Source organism: Gemmatimonadota bacterium, from assembly GCA_016719105.1.
In the GTDB taxonomy this organism is placed as follows: Bacteria; Gemmatimonadota; Gemmatimonadetes; order Gemmatimonadales; family Gemmatimonadaceae; genus SCN-70-22.
The window spans coordinates 584,294-597,994 of the sequence record JADKAQ010000002.1 but is presented as its reverse complement, the minus strand read 5'-3'; the positions used below and the strand labels follow the sequence as shown (position 1 = coordinate 597,994).

Annotated in this window: 14 protein-coding genes; 2 read left to right on the top strand and 12 right to left on the bottom strand. The window is 67.8% G+C overall.

Features of this window, described 5'->3' with window-relative positions; all coding sequences use genetic code 11:
* Positions 1-182 precede the first annotated feature (182 nt).
* Both IPN47_06260 and IPN47_06255 read right to left on the bottom strand, forming a co-directional pair.
* Positions 183-1,382 (bottom strand): nucleotidyltransferase family protein, encoded by a 1,200-nt coding sequence (locus IPN47_06260; protein ID MBK9407643.1) that lies wholly within the window; start codon positions 1,380-1,382, stop codon positions 183-185.
* A 38-nt stretch (positions 1,383-1,420) separates the two neighbouring features.
* The gene (locus IPN47_06255) at positions 1,421-1,900 is read right to left on the bottom strand and encodes a lasso peptide biosynthesis B2 protein (GenBank protein MBK9407642.1); all 480 of its coding nucleotides are present in this window, start codon (positions 1,898-1,900) and stop codon (positions 1,421-1,423) included.
* A 316-nt stretch (positions 1,901-2,216) separates the two neighbouring features.
* Between IPN47_06255 and IPN47_06250 the strand changes: the two genes are divergently transcribed.
* Positions 2,217-3,587, top strand: coding sequence for a tetratricopeptide repeat protein (locus IPN47_06250; protein ID MBK9407641.1), 1,371 nt, complete (start codon positions 2,217-2,219; stop codon positions 3,585-3,587).
* Entirely contained in the window at positions 3,584-4,954 is a 1,371-nt protein-coding gene (locus tag IPN47_06245) for a hypothetical protein (protein ID MBK9407640.1), read from the top strand. Before IPN47_06250 ends, IPN47_06245 begins: the two co-directional genes overlap by 4 nt.
* On the opposite strand, the gene IPN47_06240 is transcribed toward IPN47_06245, so the two are convergent.
* The 10 genes from IPN47_06240 to IPN47_06195 all read right to left on the bottom strand — a co-directional run bounded on the left by IPN47_06240 (position 4,951) and on the right by IPN47_06195 (position 13,628).
* The gene (locus tag IPN47_06240; GenBank protein ID MBK9407639.1) at positions 4,951-5,919 is read right to left on the bottom strand and encodes a hypothetical protein; all 969 of its coding nucleotides are present in this window, start codon (positions 5,917-5,919) and stop codon (positions 4,951-4,953) included. The two genes, IPN47_06245 and IPN47_06240, sit on opposite strands and share 4 nt — an antisense overlap.
* 12 nt (positions 5,920-5,931) lie before the next feature.
* The gene (locus tag IPN47_06235) at positions 5,932-6,732 is read right to left on the bottom strand and encodes an ABC transporter permease (GenBank protein ID MBK9407638.1); all 801 of its coding nucleotides are present in this window, start codon (positions 6,730-6,732) and stop codon (positions 5,932-5,934) included.
* Entirely contained in the window at positions 6,729-7,739 is a 1,011-nt protein-coding gene (locus tag IPN47_06230) for an ABC transporter ATP-binding protein (protein ID MBK9407637.1), read from the bottom strand. Before IPN47_06230 ends, IPN47_06235 begins: the two co-directional genes overlap by 4 nt.
* A gap of 216 nt (positions 7,740-7,955) precedes the next feature.
* Positions 7,956-8,135, bottom strand: coding sequence for a lasso RiPP family leader peptide-containing protein (locus tag IPN47_06225; protein MBK9407636.1), 180 nt, complete (start codon positions 8,133-8,135; stop codon positions 7,956-7,958).
* A gap of 290 nt (positions 8,136-8,425) precedes the next feature.
* Positions 8,426-8,605 carry a lasso RiPP family leader peptide-containing protein gene (locus IPN47_06220; protein ID MBK9407635.1) on the bottom strand — a complete coding sequence of 60 codons (180 nt, stop codon included), beginning with the start codon at positions 8,603-8,605 and terminating at the stop codon, positions 8,426-8,428.
* A 131-nt stretch (positions 8,606-8,736) separates the two neighbouring features.
* Positions 8,737-10,650, bottom strand: coding sequence for a hypothetical protein (locus IPN47_06215; GenBank protein ID MBK9407634.1), 1,914 nt, complete (start codon positions 10,648-10,650; stop codon positions 8,737-8,739).
* A 54-nt stretch (positions 10,651-10,704) separates the two neighbouring features.
* Positions 10,705-10,986: a PqqD family protein gene (locus tag IPN47_06210; protein MBK9407633.1), complete on the bottom strand. Its 282-nt coding sequence runs from the start codon at positions 10,984-10,986 to the stop codon at positions 10,705-10,707.
* A 149-nt stretch (positions 10,987-11,135) separates the two neighbouring features.
* Positions 11,136-11,606, bottom strand: a complete 471-nt coding sequence (gene rpsG / locus IPN47_06205) for a 30S ribosomal protein S7 (GenBank protein MBK9407632.1) — start codon at positions 11,604-11,606, stop codon at positions 11,136-11,138.
* Entirely contained in the window at positions 11,603-12,004 is a 402-nt protein-coding gene (locus IPN47_06200) for a 30S ribosomal protein S12 (protein ID MBK9407631.1), read from the bottom strand. Before IPN47_06200 ends, rpsG begins: the two co-directional genes overlap by 4 nt.
* 166 nt (positions 12,005-12,170) lie before the next feature.
* Positions 12,171-13,628, bottom strand: a complete 1,458-nt coding sequence (locus IPN47_06195; GenBank protein MBK9407630.1) for a 1-acyl-sn-glycerol-3-phosphate acyltransferase — start codon at positions 13,626-13,628, stop codon at positions 12,171-12,173.
* Positions 13,629-13,701: the final 73 nt, after the last annotated feature.

Sequence of the window (13,701 nt, the reverse complement as noted above, 5' to 3'; positions counted from 1 at the left end):
AGCCGCTCGTCCCAAAGACCGGTTTCAACCGCATGGTCTTGAGAGCCGAGGAATCTGGCCCCGCGAAAGGCGAAAGTCAATGTGCGAGTTGCATTTCGGAGCGCCCGGCGTCGCGCACTCATTCCCCGGCGCCGCGCACCGCGTATCGCCCCCCGCCAGCGCGCGTCGTGGCGCCGCGGATCCTAGTGCGCCATCAGGCGCCACACATACGAGAGCGTCGCCTGAATTCCCATCGGATGGGCCCACCACCGCTCCACGGACGGCGACTTCTCCTCCAGCCCCAGTTCGTGCGATTTCCGGATCTTGCTGTCGGAGTGATGCCACGGGCGGACCGTCCCGTGCCCCGCCGCTCCCGGACGCATCCCGACGTTCCAGAGCATCCGAGCCAGCGCCTCCGACGGGTTGTGACCAGAGAGCGGCGTCAGCTGCAGCGTGTTGTGCCGCGCCACAATCTCCCGCACAAACCCGGGCACATTCGGCCGAAGAGCCCGCAGGACCTGCGCGGGAACCGGAGTGCCGCACAGTCGCGAGGCCAGCTCGAGCGTCCAATAGCAGGCCGGCGACAACGTGCGTTCGCGCGCCAGCGCCAGGAAACGATCCCAGGAGAACGTCGGCTGCTCCACCAGCTCCGAGACGTCGCGGAACGTCCGCCACCCGCCGACCTTCATCTCGTGCGACCAGCCCAGGTGTACGCACGAATAGAGAAGGAGGTCTTCGGACGACGGCACGAGGACGCTCACCCCGCCCAAGGTCCGGCGCACCGCGCGCGACCGCAACGCGTCGATCCCGAAGTGCAACGGGTGCCCGTTCGGCAGCACGTCCGTGTGGATCTCGAGCCGAATGTCGAGCCCGATGGTATCGCACATGGGGGGGAGGTGGTGATGCTCCTCGTAGAGCGCCTCCTTGAGCTCCCCTCCATCCATCGTCCAGTCCCGCTCCGCCGCGATCATCGCCCCCTCGCGCGCCCGCGCCGCCGGCAAGACGACGTCGATGTCGGCCATGTTGCGGTCGCCCGGCTCCGGATACACGAACGAGGCGAGCGCCGCCCCCTTCACGACCATGACCTCGATGCCACCCGCCGCCAGCCGCGCGAGGGTGCGCTCGAGCAGGCGGCGAACGGCGAGCAGCCGGAAGTCGGAAAGCGCGGCCACTCCCTGCATCTGGGCCGAAGCCGCGGCGGGAATCGGTACGTCGAGGCTGTGAAGGACGCGCCAGACCGCCCCCGTGATCCCCTCGTTCAGGAGCAGCGCAATGAAGCGGTCCCAGTCGATCCCACGCGCGACGAGCGCGCGAACCTCCGACGCCGAGTGGCGGGGGGCCGCGAGCCGAAAGAGAAGCTGCTCCTCCGGGCGAAGGAGACTCGACGCGCGGGACGGGTTCACGGGATGGGTCACGGGGCGACTGGCCGCCTCTGCCACGGTCACGACGGTTTCGTCCCCACGAGTCGCACGTCCGTCAGCTCGGTGAAGGTCGCAACGTGCTCCCCGAAGTCGCCGATGACCTCCCCGGCGTACTCCACCCAGGCGTGAGCCTGTACCTCGCCCCGACGCTCGCGCACCCCGATGCGAATGCGACCGCCCGGGATGCCGTCCCGCTGCAGCAACTTCATCAACGCCATCGATTGGACGAGGCACGTGGGGCGGAACAGACCGAACACCGCCGACCGCCGCACGGCCAGGGCCAGTGCCTTCGCCTCGACAAGCCGCGAGACGTCGCCCTCGTGCGGAGCGGCCTCCTCAGGGGAGACCAGACGCCCGGTCTCACGCGTCGAGAGAAGGAACCTCGCGTGCAGCAAGGCGACCTGCGCGCGCACCAGATTGCGCCACTCAGCGGGTGAGGCCGAGAGGAGCTTGAGCGACGACCGGACGCGCCACCAAAGGCGCCGGGCCCGAATACTCATGCGCCACAAGATACCGTACAACAGCGATTCGGAAGCCACCATCCTCAGCATCTCACCGGGTCCGGCCACGCCAGCTCTCGCATCGTCGCACGCCATCTCCTTGATTGACCGAACAACCGTTTCACGGTTCGCCCCGCTCGAAACGCCTGGTGACTTGGATCACCATGATATCCGCAATTGTGGTGCCTCATGCAACGGGAAACGCGGCCCGCTCCTGTCGTGGCGTTGGCGCGAGCCGGATCGCGACATCGACGCCGAGTGGCATACTCCGTGCTTTCTCCTCTCAACACTGACGTTTCCCCGTCACACTACCGTCATGAACCTGCTGGACCTCGCGAAGCAGCATCGAAAAGCCGGACGACTGGCGGAATCCGCGGCCACGCTCCAGCAGGCGGTGATGGCAGCGCCCATGGACCCCGAAGTCTGGTTCCAGGGGGGGACACTGGCGATCAAGCTGAAGGAGTTTGCCTTCGCGCGAACGCTGTTCGAGATGTGCGCACGCCTGGTCCCGACCGACGCGCAGGCCATCTACAACGTCGGCTACTGCAGCTTTCGGCTCGGCGACCCCGAAGCGGCGCTGGCGGCGTACGAGCGCGCCGTCGCCATCGACCCGGGATTCGTACGCGCCCACATCGCGCGCGGCCAGCTGCACTACATCCTGGGGCACCCCGATGAGGGGCGTGACGCCTTCGACGTCGCCCTCGCGCTCCCTCGCCCCGCGAACGCTGGAGACCTGGAGCTGCGTGCGCTCGTGCGCGTCACGCGCGGCGAGTTCGCCGACGGGTGGGCCGACTTCGACGAGTCGTGGGCGCAGGCGCGGAGCCAGAGTCTCGAATCGATCGGCGCGTGGGACGGCCGCCCCGACCCCGACGTCACAGTCTGCCTGACCGTCGACGGCGGCTTCGGCGACACCTTGTTGTTCATCCGCTACGCCGCGCAGGTGCGCGCGCGAGTGGGACGCGTCGTCGCTGCGCTGGAGCCGGCGCTCGTCCCGCTCCTCGAGCACGTCGAGGGGATCGATGCCATCGTGCGCGACCCCTCCGAGCTGCACAGCGGCATGCGGGTGGCGGGACTCTGGACCCTGCCGCGCAAGCTCGGGACGACGCGCGAGACCATCCCGTCAGCGATCCCGTACATCCCGCTCCCGACCGACGGACCACGCTTGGCACCGACCGATCGCCTGCGGGTTGGCCTGGTCTGGTTCGGAGGACGGGACTGCGCGCACGACTTCGACCGCTCGTGTCACGACGTGACTCGGCTCGCCCCCCTCCTGGCGGTGGACGGGGTCGACTGGCACCTGCTGCAGCCCGGCGTCCCGCCGGACGCCGTGCCGCTGCCACCGGGCACAGAATCGACGGCGCACGCGCTCCCCCCGGTGCGGCACTTCGGCGACACGGCGTTCATCCTGCGGCAACTCGACCTCGTCATCACGGTCGACACCGCCGTGGCCAACCTGTCGGCCGCGTTAGGCATCCCGACCTGGATCATGATCCCCACCATTCCCGAGTTCCGCTGGCCCATCGGCGCCGACCGCTCGCCCTGGTATCCGGCGGCGCGGCTCTTCCGTCGCGCCCACACGCGGGACTGGTCCGCAGTCGGGGACGCGCTGGCCGTACAACTGCGGGAGCGCCTCGCCGCCGGGGTCGATGCAGACCTCCCCGGCTATCGCCGCCTCCTCGTCCCATGACCAACGGTCGGCAGCAGGATGACCGGGTGGCGATCGCACGGGAGCACCGCCTGCACGGTCGATACGACGAATGCAGCAAGCTCCTGCTCGAGCTGCTGCAGCACGACCCGATGAACGCCCACGCGATGCTGGAAGGCGCCCTCCTGGCCATCGCGACGGGCGACTACCCGGTGGCCGAGCGCTTCCTGCAGGCGTGCCGGCTGTTCGACCCGACAAACGCTGACCTGCTGGTGCATGCGGCGACGAGCGCATTTCACCAGCGGCAGCCCGATCGCGCAGTGCAGCATCTCACGGAAGCGGCCGCCCTGGCGCCTGGCGATCTCGCGGTGCGCATCGCGCGTGCGCAGTTGTTGTTCACCGCGGGCCGCGACGAGGAGGGACTCCGCGAGATGCAGATCGCCGCGCAGCTCCCGACCCCGCCCGGCTCCGTCGAGGGGACGCGTCGCGCCCTCGCGCGCGTGGCCGTCGGCGACTGGGACGGCGGCTGGGCGGAGTTCGCGATGCACTGGGAGCACACCTTCGCACCGCACTTCCGCGCACCGCGCTGGTGGCGCGGCGAGTCGCTCGCGGGAGAGGACCTCCACGTGGTGGCGTACGGTGGTCTCGGCGACACCATCTTCTACGCCCGCTTTCTCGCGCTCGCGGCCGACCGGGTGCGGGCATTGCACCTGTGCGTCCCGGCGCCGTTGCAGCGACTGCTGCGCGACGTCCCCGGCGTGGCCTCGCTGACGCCGCACGTCTCCGAGATTCCCGAGGGTGCCGTCACCTGCTCCCTCTGGCACCTCGCGTGGTTGCTGCGCGACGGCTACGGCGAGTCTCGTCCCACGGCGCCATACCTGCACGCCCCGGACGACGGTCCGCGCCTCCCCCCTACCGACGCGCTGCGCGTCGGCATCGCCTGGGCCGGCAATGCGCGCGCCGGGCACGACGCCGATCGGTCTCCCGCCGACCTCGCGGCGCTGTCACCGCTGCTCGGCGTCGCGGGCGTGCAGTGGTACGGCCTGCATCCGGAAGCGCGCGCGAAGGCGGAGTGCGCCGCCCTCGGGGTGACACCGCTCCCCGAGGTGCGCGACCTGGCCGACACGGCGGCGGTCCTTCGGCAACTCGACCTCGTGATCACGGTCGACAGCGCCGTCTCGAACCTCGCCCCCGCGCTCGGCGTCCCGACGTGGGTGTTCTGCACGCGAATCCCCGAGCTTCGCTGGCCCGTGGGCCACGAGCGATCGCCGTGGTTCCCGTCCGTGCGCCCGTTCCGACGCCGCGACTTGAACGATTGGGATGCGGTGGCGCGGGCCGCCGCGGCCGCGCTGGCCGAGCGGGTGCAACGCGGCGTCGACGCCGACCTGCCGGACTACCGCCGCCGTTAGGCGTCCGTACCGCTCGCCCCGCGGTGCCACCCAGCGATCGTCGCCGAGACCTGCTCCAGCTGCTGCAGGTCGCGCACGATCTCCAGCGTGTAGACCGGGACCGTCGACACCACGTCGACGACGCGCGCCACATGGTGCTGTCCCTCACGATCGCCCAGCAGTGCCCCCATCTTCGCAAAGCGCGACAGCGCCACAATGGCGTCGATGGCTCCCATCGGCACGCGGCGCACCGGCTCCGTCACCTCGTCGGCCGGGCGTGACGACAACACATAGAGCGCAGCCAACGGCATCGGCTGCAACGCCACCTGGTCACCGGGCAGCATGTCGATCACGCGCCAGCGCGGCAGGTCGGGTGCCTGCACCCCCTTGGTCCGCGGAAAGTGCGCGGCACTCTCCTCCCGCAGTCGCACGCTCGGCACCCCCGGCACGCAGCGCACGGGGGCGCCCGGCAGGATCGCCAGCGCATCGTCGGACACCAGGTGCGCCCCGACATAGGTCATCGCGGCAGCCAGCGTACTCTTGCCGTGGAACTTGGGCGCCATGAAGCCGATGGCCGCGCCATCCACTGCCACGGCACTGGCATGCAACGTCACCGCCCCCTCGGCGTGCAGCATCGTCGCCAGCACCCGCCCGAGGATGTCCATCGCCGCGAGATCGTCGTCGCAGGTCGGCGAACGCCACCAGCGGATCTCCCCAGTGGACGCCGACAGGTCAAAGGTCCCGGTGTCGGAGTAGACGAGGCGATACTCCCCGGGACGCAGCAGCAACAGTGAGACCGTCGCCCCGTACGCGATGTCCTCGGTGCCGATCAGCGTGGCCCCTGGGACCTCGGGGGGCGAGCCGTCCGCCAGGAGCAAACGCCACTCCGGCGCTCGCGCATCGAGGGGAATCTCATGCAGCTCGCCGAGTCGTAGCTCGGATTCCAGGACGCGCCCGAAGGCGCGGTAGCGCGTACGCGTCGTCATCACTCTCGATCGTTAGTACTGGGACAGTCCGCCCGTGCGGCGCGCGTACCGGAAGGCGAGCGACAGGGCCGCCACGCCGACGGAGCCGAGCACCACGATGAACCCCAGGAGCATGCCGACATCGCTCCACACCGACAGCAGCGGCGCCCCCTCGAGCAGGAGCTTGCGGAATGCGCGCAGCCCGTAAGAGAGCGGGACGAACCAGGCCAGCGACTGCAGCCACGACGGGATCACGTGCACCGGATAGTAGACCCCGCCGAGGAACGTGGAGGCGAGCAGGATCCCGCTCATGAACGGCCCCGACGTGCGGAACGCGATCTGCGACGCCGTCATCAGCAACCCGAACGGCACGTACGCGAGCGCGAGCAGCGCGAGGACGAGGAGCGCCTGCGGGAGGTTCGCCCAGCTGATCGAGGCGCCGAACGCCGCCCCTCCCAGCAGGAGCAACGCCGCGCGAATGAGCGTCCACACCGCACCGTACGCCGACAGCCCGGCGAACAGGACCACCGGGGGGGTCGGCGTGAGGAAGAGCGAATCGAGTGTCCCGCTGGTGGCTGCCGATCCCACGTTCGAGGGAATCGTCGAGATGGCCTCGGTGATGATCATCGTCGCGACCATCCCGGCCAGGACGAAGGCGAAGTACTGCCCGCCTTCGGCCTGGATGCTGCGCTCCATCGTTCCCTGCAGCGCCCCCGCCACGAAGTACAGCGGGACCACCGTGAACGCCAACCCCGCCAGCGAGAAGACCGTCGCGAGGCGATAGCTGGTCGCCGCGCGCCAGGTGGCGCGCAGCATGGCGAGGACGACCCTCATGCGCGACTCCCGCGCTGCGCGACCACCCGCTCGAGGAGTTCGCCTAACGATAGTCCCATGCGCTCGAATCGGGACACCTCCACCCCGCTCGCCACCAGTTTCCGAAGCGTGGCCGCGGCATCGTGGCCGGTACCGAGGTCGGGGAACTCGACCACGAACCAGCCATCGGCGGACGTCAGCTCGTCGAGGAGACGGACGCCGGCGTCGCGAAGCGCCGGATGCGCCGGGTCACGAACCCAGGCGCGGTACACCTGGTCAGCGAACTGGTCGGCGAGACGGGTCGCCGTGTCCGTCGCCAGCACGCGACCGCGATCCAGCACGAGGACGCGATCGCAGAGGCCGAACGCTTCTTCGGTGGTGTGGGTCGCCAGCAGCACCGTGCGCTCGCGCGTGACCACCTGCTCGCGCAGGAAGTCGCGGAAGCGCTGCGCCGACACCGGGTCGAGGCTGCGGGTCGGTTCGTCCAGCAACAGAATGGGCGGATCGGTCAGGAGCGCGCGCGCCAACGACACGCGCTGCTTCATCCCGGAGGAAAAGGTGCCGAGCAGCCGTTGCCCGGTATCGGCCAGATCCACCAGACGGAGCACGTGCTCCACCCGGTCATCGACCTCGGAGCGCGCCACATTGTAGAGCGCCGCGAAGAGGCGCAGGTTCTCGCGCGCATCGAGCCGCCAGTTCATGGCGCGCTCATTCGCGAAGACCACACCGATCTGTGCGCGCGCCTGCCGCGTGGCCCGCTGCACGTCATGCCCCTGCAGCGTCAGCTGCCCACGCTCCGGCGTCACCAACCCCGTGATGCACTTGAAGAGCGTCGTCTTCCCGGCCCCGTTGGGACCGAGAATCCCGAAGAACTCACCGTGAGCGACCGAGAACGAGACGCCCTGAAGGCTCTCGACCCATTCCCGTTGGCCGGGATGCCGAAGGGTCTGCCAGATCGACCGCGGGCTGGGAAACCGTTTGTGGACGTCCTGCACGACAATCGCATCGGGCTCCGCGTGACGCGTCACGCGGGGTGTGCCCTGGGCAAGTGTCTCGGAATCGGCCATGACGGGAGAATACTCACTTCTACGGACTCTGGTGAACACACCCGCCCCGCTCGGGACGGTGAGTGGCGCGCGGGGCCCATCGCGGTCGTTCGGCGTGATGACGGGCGGTCGAGCGGCTAGGTCACCAGCAACGCAAAGGGGCCGGATTGCTCCGGCCCCCTTGGTAGACTCACGTCGTTAGCGCGAGACGTTCGGCGCCAGGCAGACGGTCGGCTGGCCGTTCGACCCGTACACCGGCGTTCCGCCGATCGACGTTCCGATTCCGGGGACAGAGAAGCTGTCGCTCCCGCCGACACAACCGAGCTTCGTCAGCTCGCGAAATCCGCCGAGTCGCTTGACCATCGGCTTCTGATACATCCGCGTCCTCCTTACTGAGAAGTTGCCGAGAGAGTGTCCCGGCGGCACCGCCGCCTCACTTGCGCGGTCGCATAATCGCGCCGACCTGAGCCTGGTGGCTCCGGTTCGAGTCGCCATCACACGAACATCTTCTCATGCAAAAATGTTGCCGAAGGTGACGGAGCTCACCGATTCGGGTCACAGGACCGCGGACGAAGCACCCAGTCTGGATCTCGATTCCGGAGACCGGAGTGGATAGAAAAGCACGAGGGACCGGATTTCTCCGGTCCCTCGGCTCCGTAGCTCGTCCCTTAGCGCGAGACGTTCGGCGCCAAGCACACCGTCGGCTGCCCATTCGAGCCATAGACCGGCGTGCCGCCGATCGACGTCCCGATGCCAGGCACGGAGAAGGAATCAGTCCCTCCAACGCACCCAACCTGGGTCAGCTGACGGAAAGTGCCGAGACGTACCACAGTCGGCTTCTGGTACATTTCGTACTCCTAGTCAGGATTACCGGGACGTTGCCCCGGCGGCAATGCGGCTCCCCCGCCGCGCTTTGAGCGCCTACTGCTCGCTCTGTCCTACGCCTTTCCACAAATGCAATTTCGAATCCAACCGGCGATCAGGCAACCGGGAAACGCTTGCCGGTGTGTGACCTAGCCCACTTCTCAGCAAGAATCGTGTACACGGCTTCCAGCGCCGCCGGATCTGACTCTCCCTTAGCAATTCGCGATCCCAAAGCCCGCAACAGCGTCAGATCGACGACTCCCAACCGTACGAGAACGGAATCTTCTCCCAACCCATCGATTAATCGCGTCAGATGCCGGTTAATCGCCAGCGAGAGCAGCCCCTCGGTCGTCCCGGTCGGGCGTCGACGGCCGGCAGTGACCGAGGGCGGCAACACATCGGTGAGGGATGCGCGCATCAGGACCTTCACCTGCCAGCCGCTCCGCCGTTCCCAGCGGGGCCGAGATGCAGCAAAACGTAGGAGGCGCGCATCAGCCAGCGGGGTGCGTAGCTCAATCCCTTCCTTGAGATAGAGGCGGTAGGCCTCGGCGAACACCCGCGGAAAAAACGGGTGCGCCAGCAGCCATCGACGCTCGAAATCGCCCGCGCTCGATGCGGCCCGACGCGATGGGAAGTTCGCCCTGTGACGCGCGTCCAACCCCTGCCGAACCGCGAAATCCCGTCGGATCCACTTGGGAAGCTCTCGGTCGAACGGATCGACGAACGGCTTTCCGCGAAGCAGCGACAACACCTGATTCGAGACAGGACCCAGATTGGGCCAGATGGCGAACTTGAAAAACGCCTTCCAATCCCGGCCTCCCTCGAGCATTCGCCACTCCGACCGTAGCGTGCGAAGCTTCCCCTCCCGCAGCAGATCAGCGAGATACGTCGGTTCGCCAGAAAAGAGCTGATCGCCGCCGCTACCGTTGAGCATCACGTGCGTCCCGAGCGTTCGCGCCGCACGCGCGAGCGCCTCCTGGAACTCGGCGTACACATGGGCAAACGGCTCGTGACGCGACGCGGCCGATTCATCGACGGTGCCGAGGATCGGGAGTTCCGTCGCGGAGATCCAGTGTGGTTCGCCACCACACATCCGGAGCACGTCGAGAATGACGTCGTCCTCCCGGCCGGGATCACCCTCGGGATAAGTCACGGACATGCTCTTGACCCGTGCCCCCTGCTGGCGACGCGCGAGTGCGTACACCGCGGTCGAATCGCGTCCGCCACTCAGCCCAACGGAGACGTCGCCACGCGCGGGGATCCGCTCGCGAACCGCTGCCTCCATCAGGGCGCGCAGTTCTCCCGTGGCCTGCTCGAAAGGGACAACCGGATGCTGGTCGCCCAGGAAGCGAGGGGGATCGAAGGTGCGCACCCGTTCGATGCGCCGATCGAGATTCGCGCCGTCGAGCTTGACCCGAACGAGGGAGCCCGCCGTCACGAGTTGGACACCGAGATAGGCAGACTCGGTTGGGGACTCGTACCGCGCAGCGGCCGCTTCGGCGAGCCATGGAAGGTTCAGCGAATCGTCGACCCCCGGGAGCGACGCGAGCGGCGACGCTTCGCTGGCGAAGGCGATCGCATCCGGGGTGGCGGCGAAGTAGAGGGACCTGAGTCCCCCCCAATCGCGCGCCGCGATGAGCGTGCGCTCCTCGCCCTGCAACGCCACGAAGGCGTAGTCGCCCTCCAGGTGCTCGACGGCGCGTTCCCCCCAGGCGCGGATCGCCGCAGCGATGAGGTCGGCGGGGTAGTGTGACTCTGCCGCCACGCCTTCGTGGCGTAGCGCCGTCACGAGATCGTCGACGTAGTAGAGGGTCGCGTCGGCGGCGACGGTCACCGGGCCGCATCGGCCAACGCCGGTTCCGGCCCATTCCGACTGCCACTCGAACAACGCGGCGCCCAATACGCAGCCTGGCAGCGGCTGCGAAAGTGTGGGACGGTCGCCGCGAAGGGTCAGGGCGGTGAGCAGCTGCGTCACCGTGTCGACGCTGTTGCTCGATGGCGCGCCACACCAGGCGGCGAGGGCGGTCACGGCGACGTGCGGCTCAGGGGCGCGGCGTGCCGGAGCATCGCCGCGCGCTCGGCATCACTGGAGGGGGTCCACCAACCCCTGCGCCGCGAACTCCGCGAGCAGTTCCTCGACGTCGGCACGAATCACGTCTGGGGTCACGTCGGTGTACTCCGCCGAGAGCGTCGACACCAGTGAATCGAGCGTGTCGGTCACGGGTGGGAGCAGGTTCCACACGCGCGAGCCGACAGCATTCACCGAGAAATAGACTTCGAGTTCCGGCGAGAAGATAAGACCCCCGTCCGCCAGAGTCTTGAAGATCAGGTCGGGCTTGGGCTTGGGCAGACGGACGTTAGCCATGCTGATCGACATTACGACGCTCTTCGGATGGGAGAGATAGCGGGGATGTGGCAGCCCCATCCGAGTCAACTTGCGTGCCAGATGCGACGAACGCTCGCCTGGTAGACGATCCAGGCGAGCGCTCGTACCAGAATAGGTCTGGGGCCAGGCTACCAGCGATAGTGGGCAAACGCCTTGTTCGCTTCGGCCATGCGGTGCGTGTCTTCCTTCTTCTTCACCGCATTCCCCTCACCCTTGGACGCCGCAATGACCTCAGCCGCGAGCTTCTCGGCCATCGACTTCTCGTTGCGGTCGCGCGAATACCCGATGAGCCAGCGCATCGCCAGCGCCGTGCGGCGCTCGGGACGGACTTCGACCGGGACCTGATAGGTGGCACCACCGACGCGGCGCGACTTGACCTCGATGACCGGCTTGAGGTTCGCGAGCGCCTGCTTGAAGACGTTGACCCCAGGCTGGCTCGTCTTGGATTCGACGATGTCCATCGCCCCATAGAACAGGCGCTCGGCGGTCGACTTCTTTCCCTGATACATCAGGGAGTTGATGAACTTCGAGACAGTCTGGCTGTCGTAGCGTGCATCCGCGAGAACGGGACGCTTCACCGACTTCTTACGGCGGCTCACTTCTTCTTACCTCCGGCGGGGGCGCCCGCCTTGGGCTTCTTGGTGCCGTACTTGGAACGGCTCCGGTTACGACCGTTGACGCCGGCGGCGTCGAGGGTCCCGCGGACAATGTGATAGCGCACCCCAGGGAGGTCCTTCACGCGGCCACCACGCACGAGCACGATCGAGTGCTCCTGCAGGTTGTGCCCTTCGCCGGGGATGTAGGCGATGACTTCGATCTGGTTCGTCAGGCGAACCTTGGCCACCTTACGCAGCGCCGAGTTCGGCTTCTTGGGCGTGGTGGTGTACACGCGGGTGCAGACACCGCGGCGGAACGGGTTCGCCTTGAGAGCCGGCGACTTTTCCTTCTTGAGAACGTCCTTGCGCGCGCGCCGGACGAGCTGATTGATCGTTGGCATTCAGTACCAGTTCGTGAATCGACATCTACGTGGATCGCCCACCGAGGGCGGCACGGAACAGAATCGTGAACTTAGACGGGGCCCGTCCGCGAGGCAAGGTGCGGAGGTCAATCCGTCCGGAGGGAATCTCTCCTGAATCGTGACCGAATCCCCCGGTCGCCTCGGATCAGTCCCTCCAGTCCCCCGTTGCCGCCAGCACGGGAAGCGCATCACGCTCGCGAATGCCCGCCGTGTAGGGGCCGAGCAGGTGCGCGACCCCGTTGGCATAGTAGGAGATCAGGGGGCGTCCGCGCGACAGAATGAGGTAACCGTTCCCCTGCCGGGCGACCACCTTCCGCAGGCGCAGCATCCGGTACGCCCGGTCAAAGATCTCCTCCACGGACCGTTCGGCCTGCAGGACGCGCGTGTTCACGTCGGGGAGGACGCTCCGTAGCTCGGCCATGCGCGCCAGCAACTGGTCGCGGGGAACGAAGTCGGCGCTGAAGGTCTGGATGGCCGCACAGGCCAGCGCGACCGGCGTCACCGGGACGAGGGCGCCGATCCGTTCCATCGCCTCGTCGCAGAACCGCTGCACGTGCCCCAGGCGCTCGTGCCGCTCGATCTCGAACAAGGGGATCCCTTCCAACTCCAGGCGATCGACCCACGCTCCCACAGGGATGGGACTCCCCACCGTCACCGCAGCCCGCCCGTAGCGCTTCCACCGCCCGGTGAACATGCGTCCGAGATTCCAGCCGACGTAGCGTGTCACCTCGCGGAACTGCGCCCAGCGCGACGTGTGCGGGCGACCGTCGCGCGCGGCGAGTTCGCGAAGCAGCGTGCGATCCTCGATGACGCGGTCGTAGTTGAGCGCCACCGGCATCACGTACATGCGCGCACGCAGCGCGGGGTCGCGGGCCACGCCTAACGCGTAGTCGAGCAGCCCGATCTTGGCCGGGCGCAGCGTCCCGTCGCGCGTGAGCCCTCCCTCGGGGAAAATTCCCTGCGTGACGCCGTGTCGCGTGATGAGCTGCACATAGCGTTCGAGCACCACATGGTACAGCGCTTCCCGATAGCGCCGCCTGATGAAATACGACCCGAACGCCTTGAAGATGTACTCGAGTGGAAAGGCGCGCGCCCACTCGCCCACCGCGTACGAGATCGACACGTCACCCGCCAAGGCGTACGCCACCAGCACGTAGTCGGCGTTGGAACGATGGTTCATCAGGTAGATGATGATCGAGTCGCGCGGGAGTCCGCGAAACGGATCGGGGCGTTCGGTGTCCACGCTGACCTTGTAGAACAGGTTCAGCACGAGACGGCTTGCCGTGTATCCCAGCCGGTAGTACGCGAGGATGTTGAAGAACGGGATGATCTCATCGAGGTAGCGCCGCACTCGGCGCCAGGTCTCCTCGGGCGTGGCGCCGTGCTCGCGCGCGTGCTCGTCGACGGCAATCGTGATCGCCTCATCGGCGAGCAGTGCGGCGACGATCGTGTGCTTCTTGGTGAGCTTGTAGCGATCCACGCGCGAGCGAAACCGCAGCACCGCGCGGCGGGCCGCACGATCGAGCGTGGCGCGGCCGAGCCATCGCAGGCCCAGCAGCACGACGAGCAGCGCCATCAGGAGTCCGATCGTGCGATAGGGCACGCGCCAACTTCCCGGTGCGTGGGGCCGGCGTCAAGGCGAAGGGCGTCCCACCCCTTATCAGTCGCACCGGGAC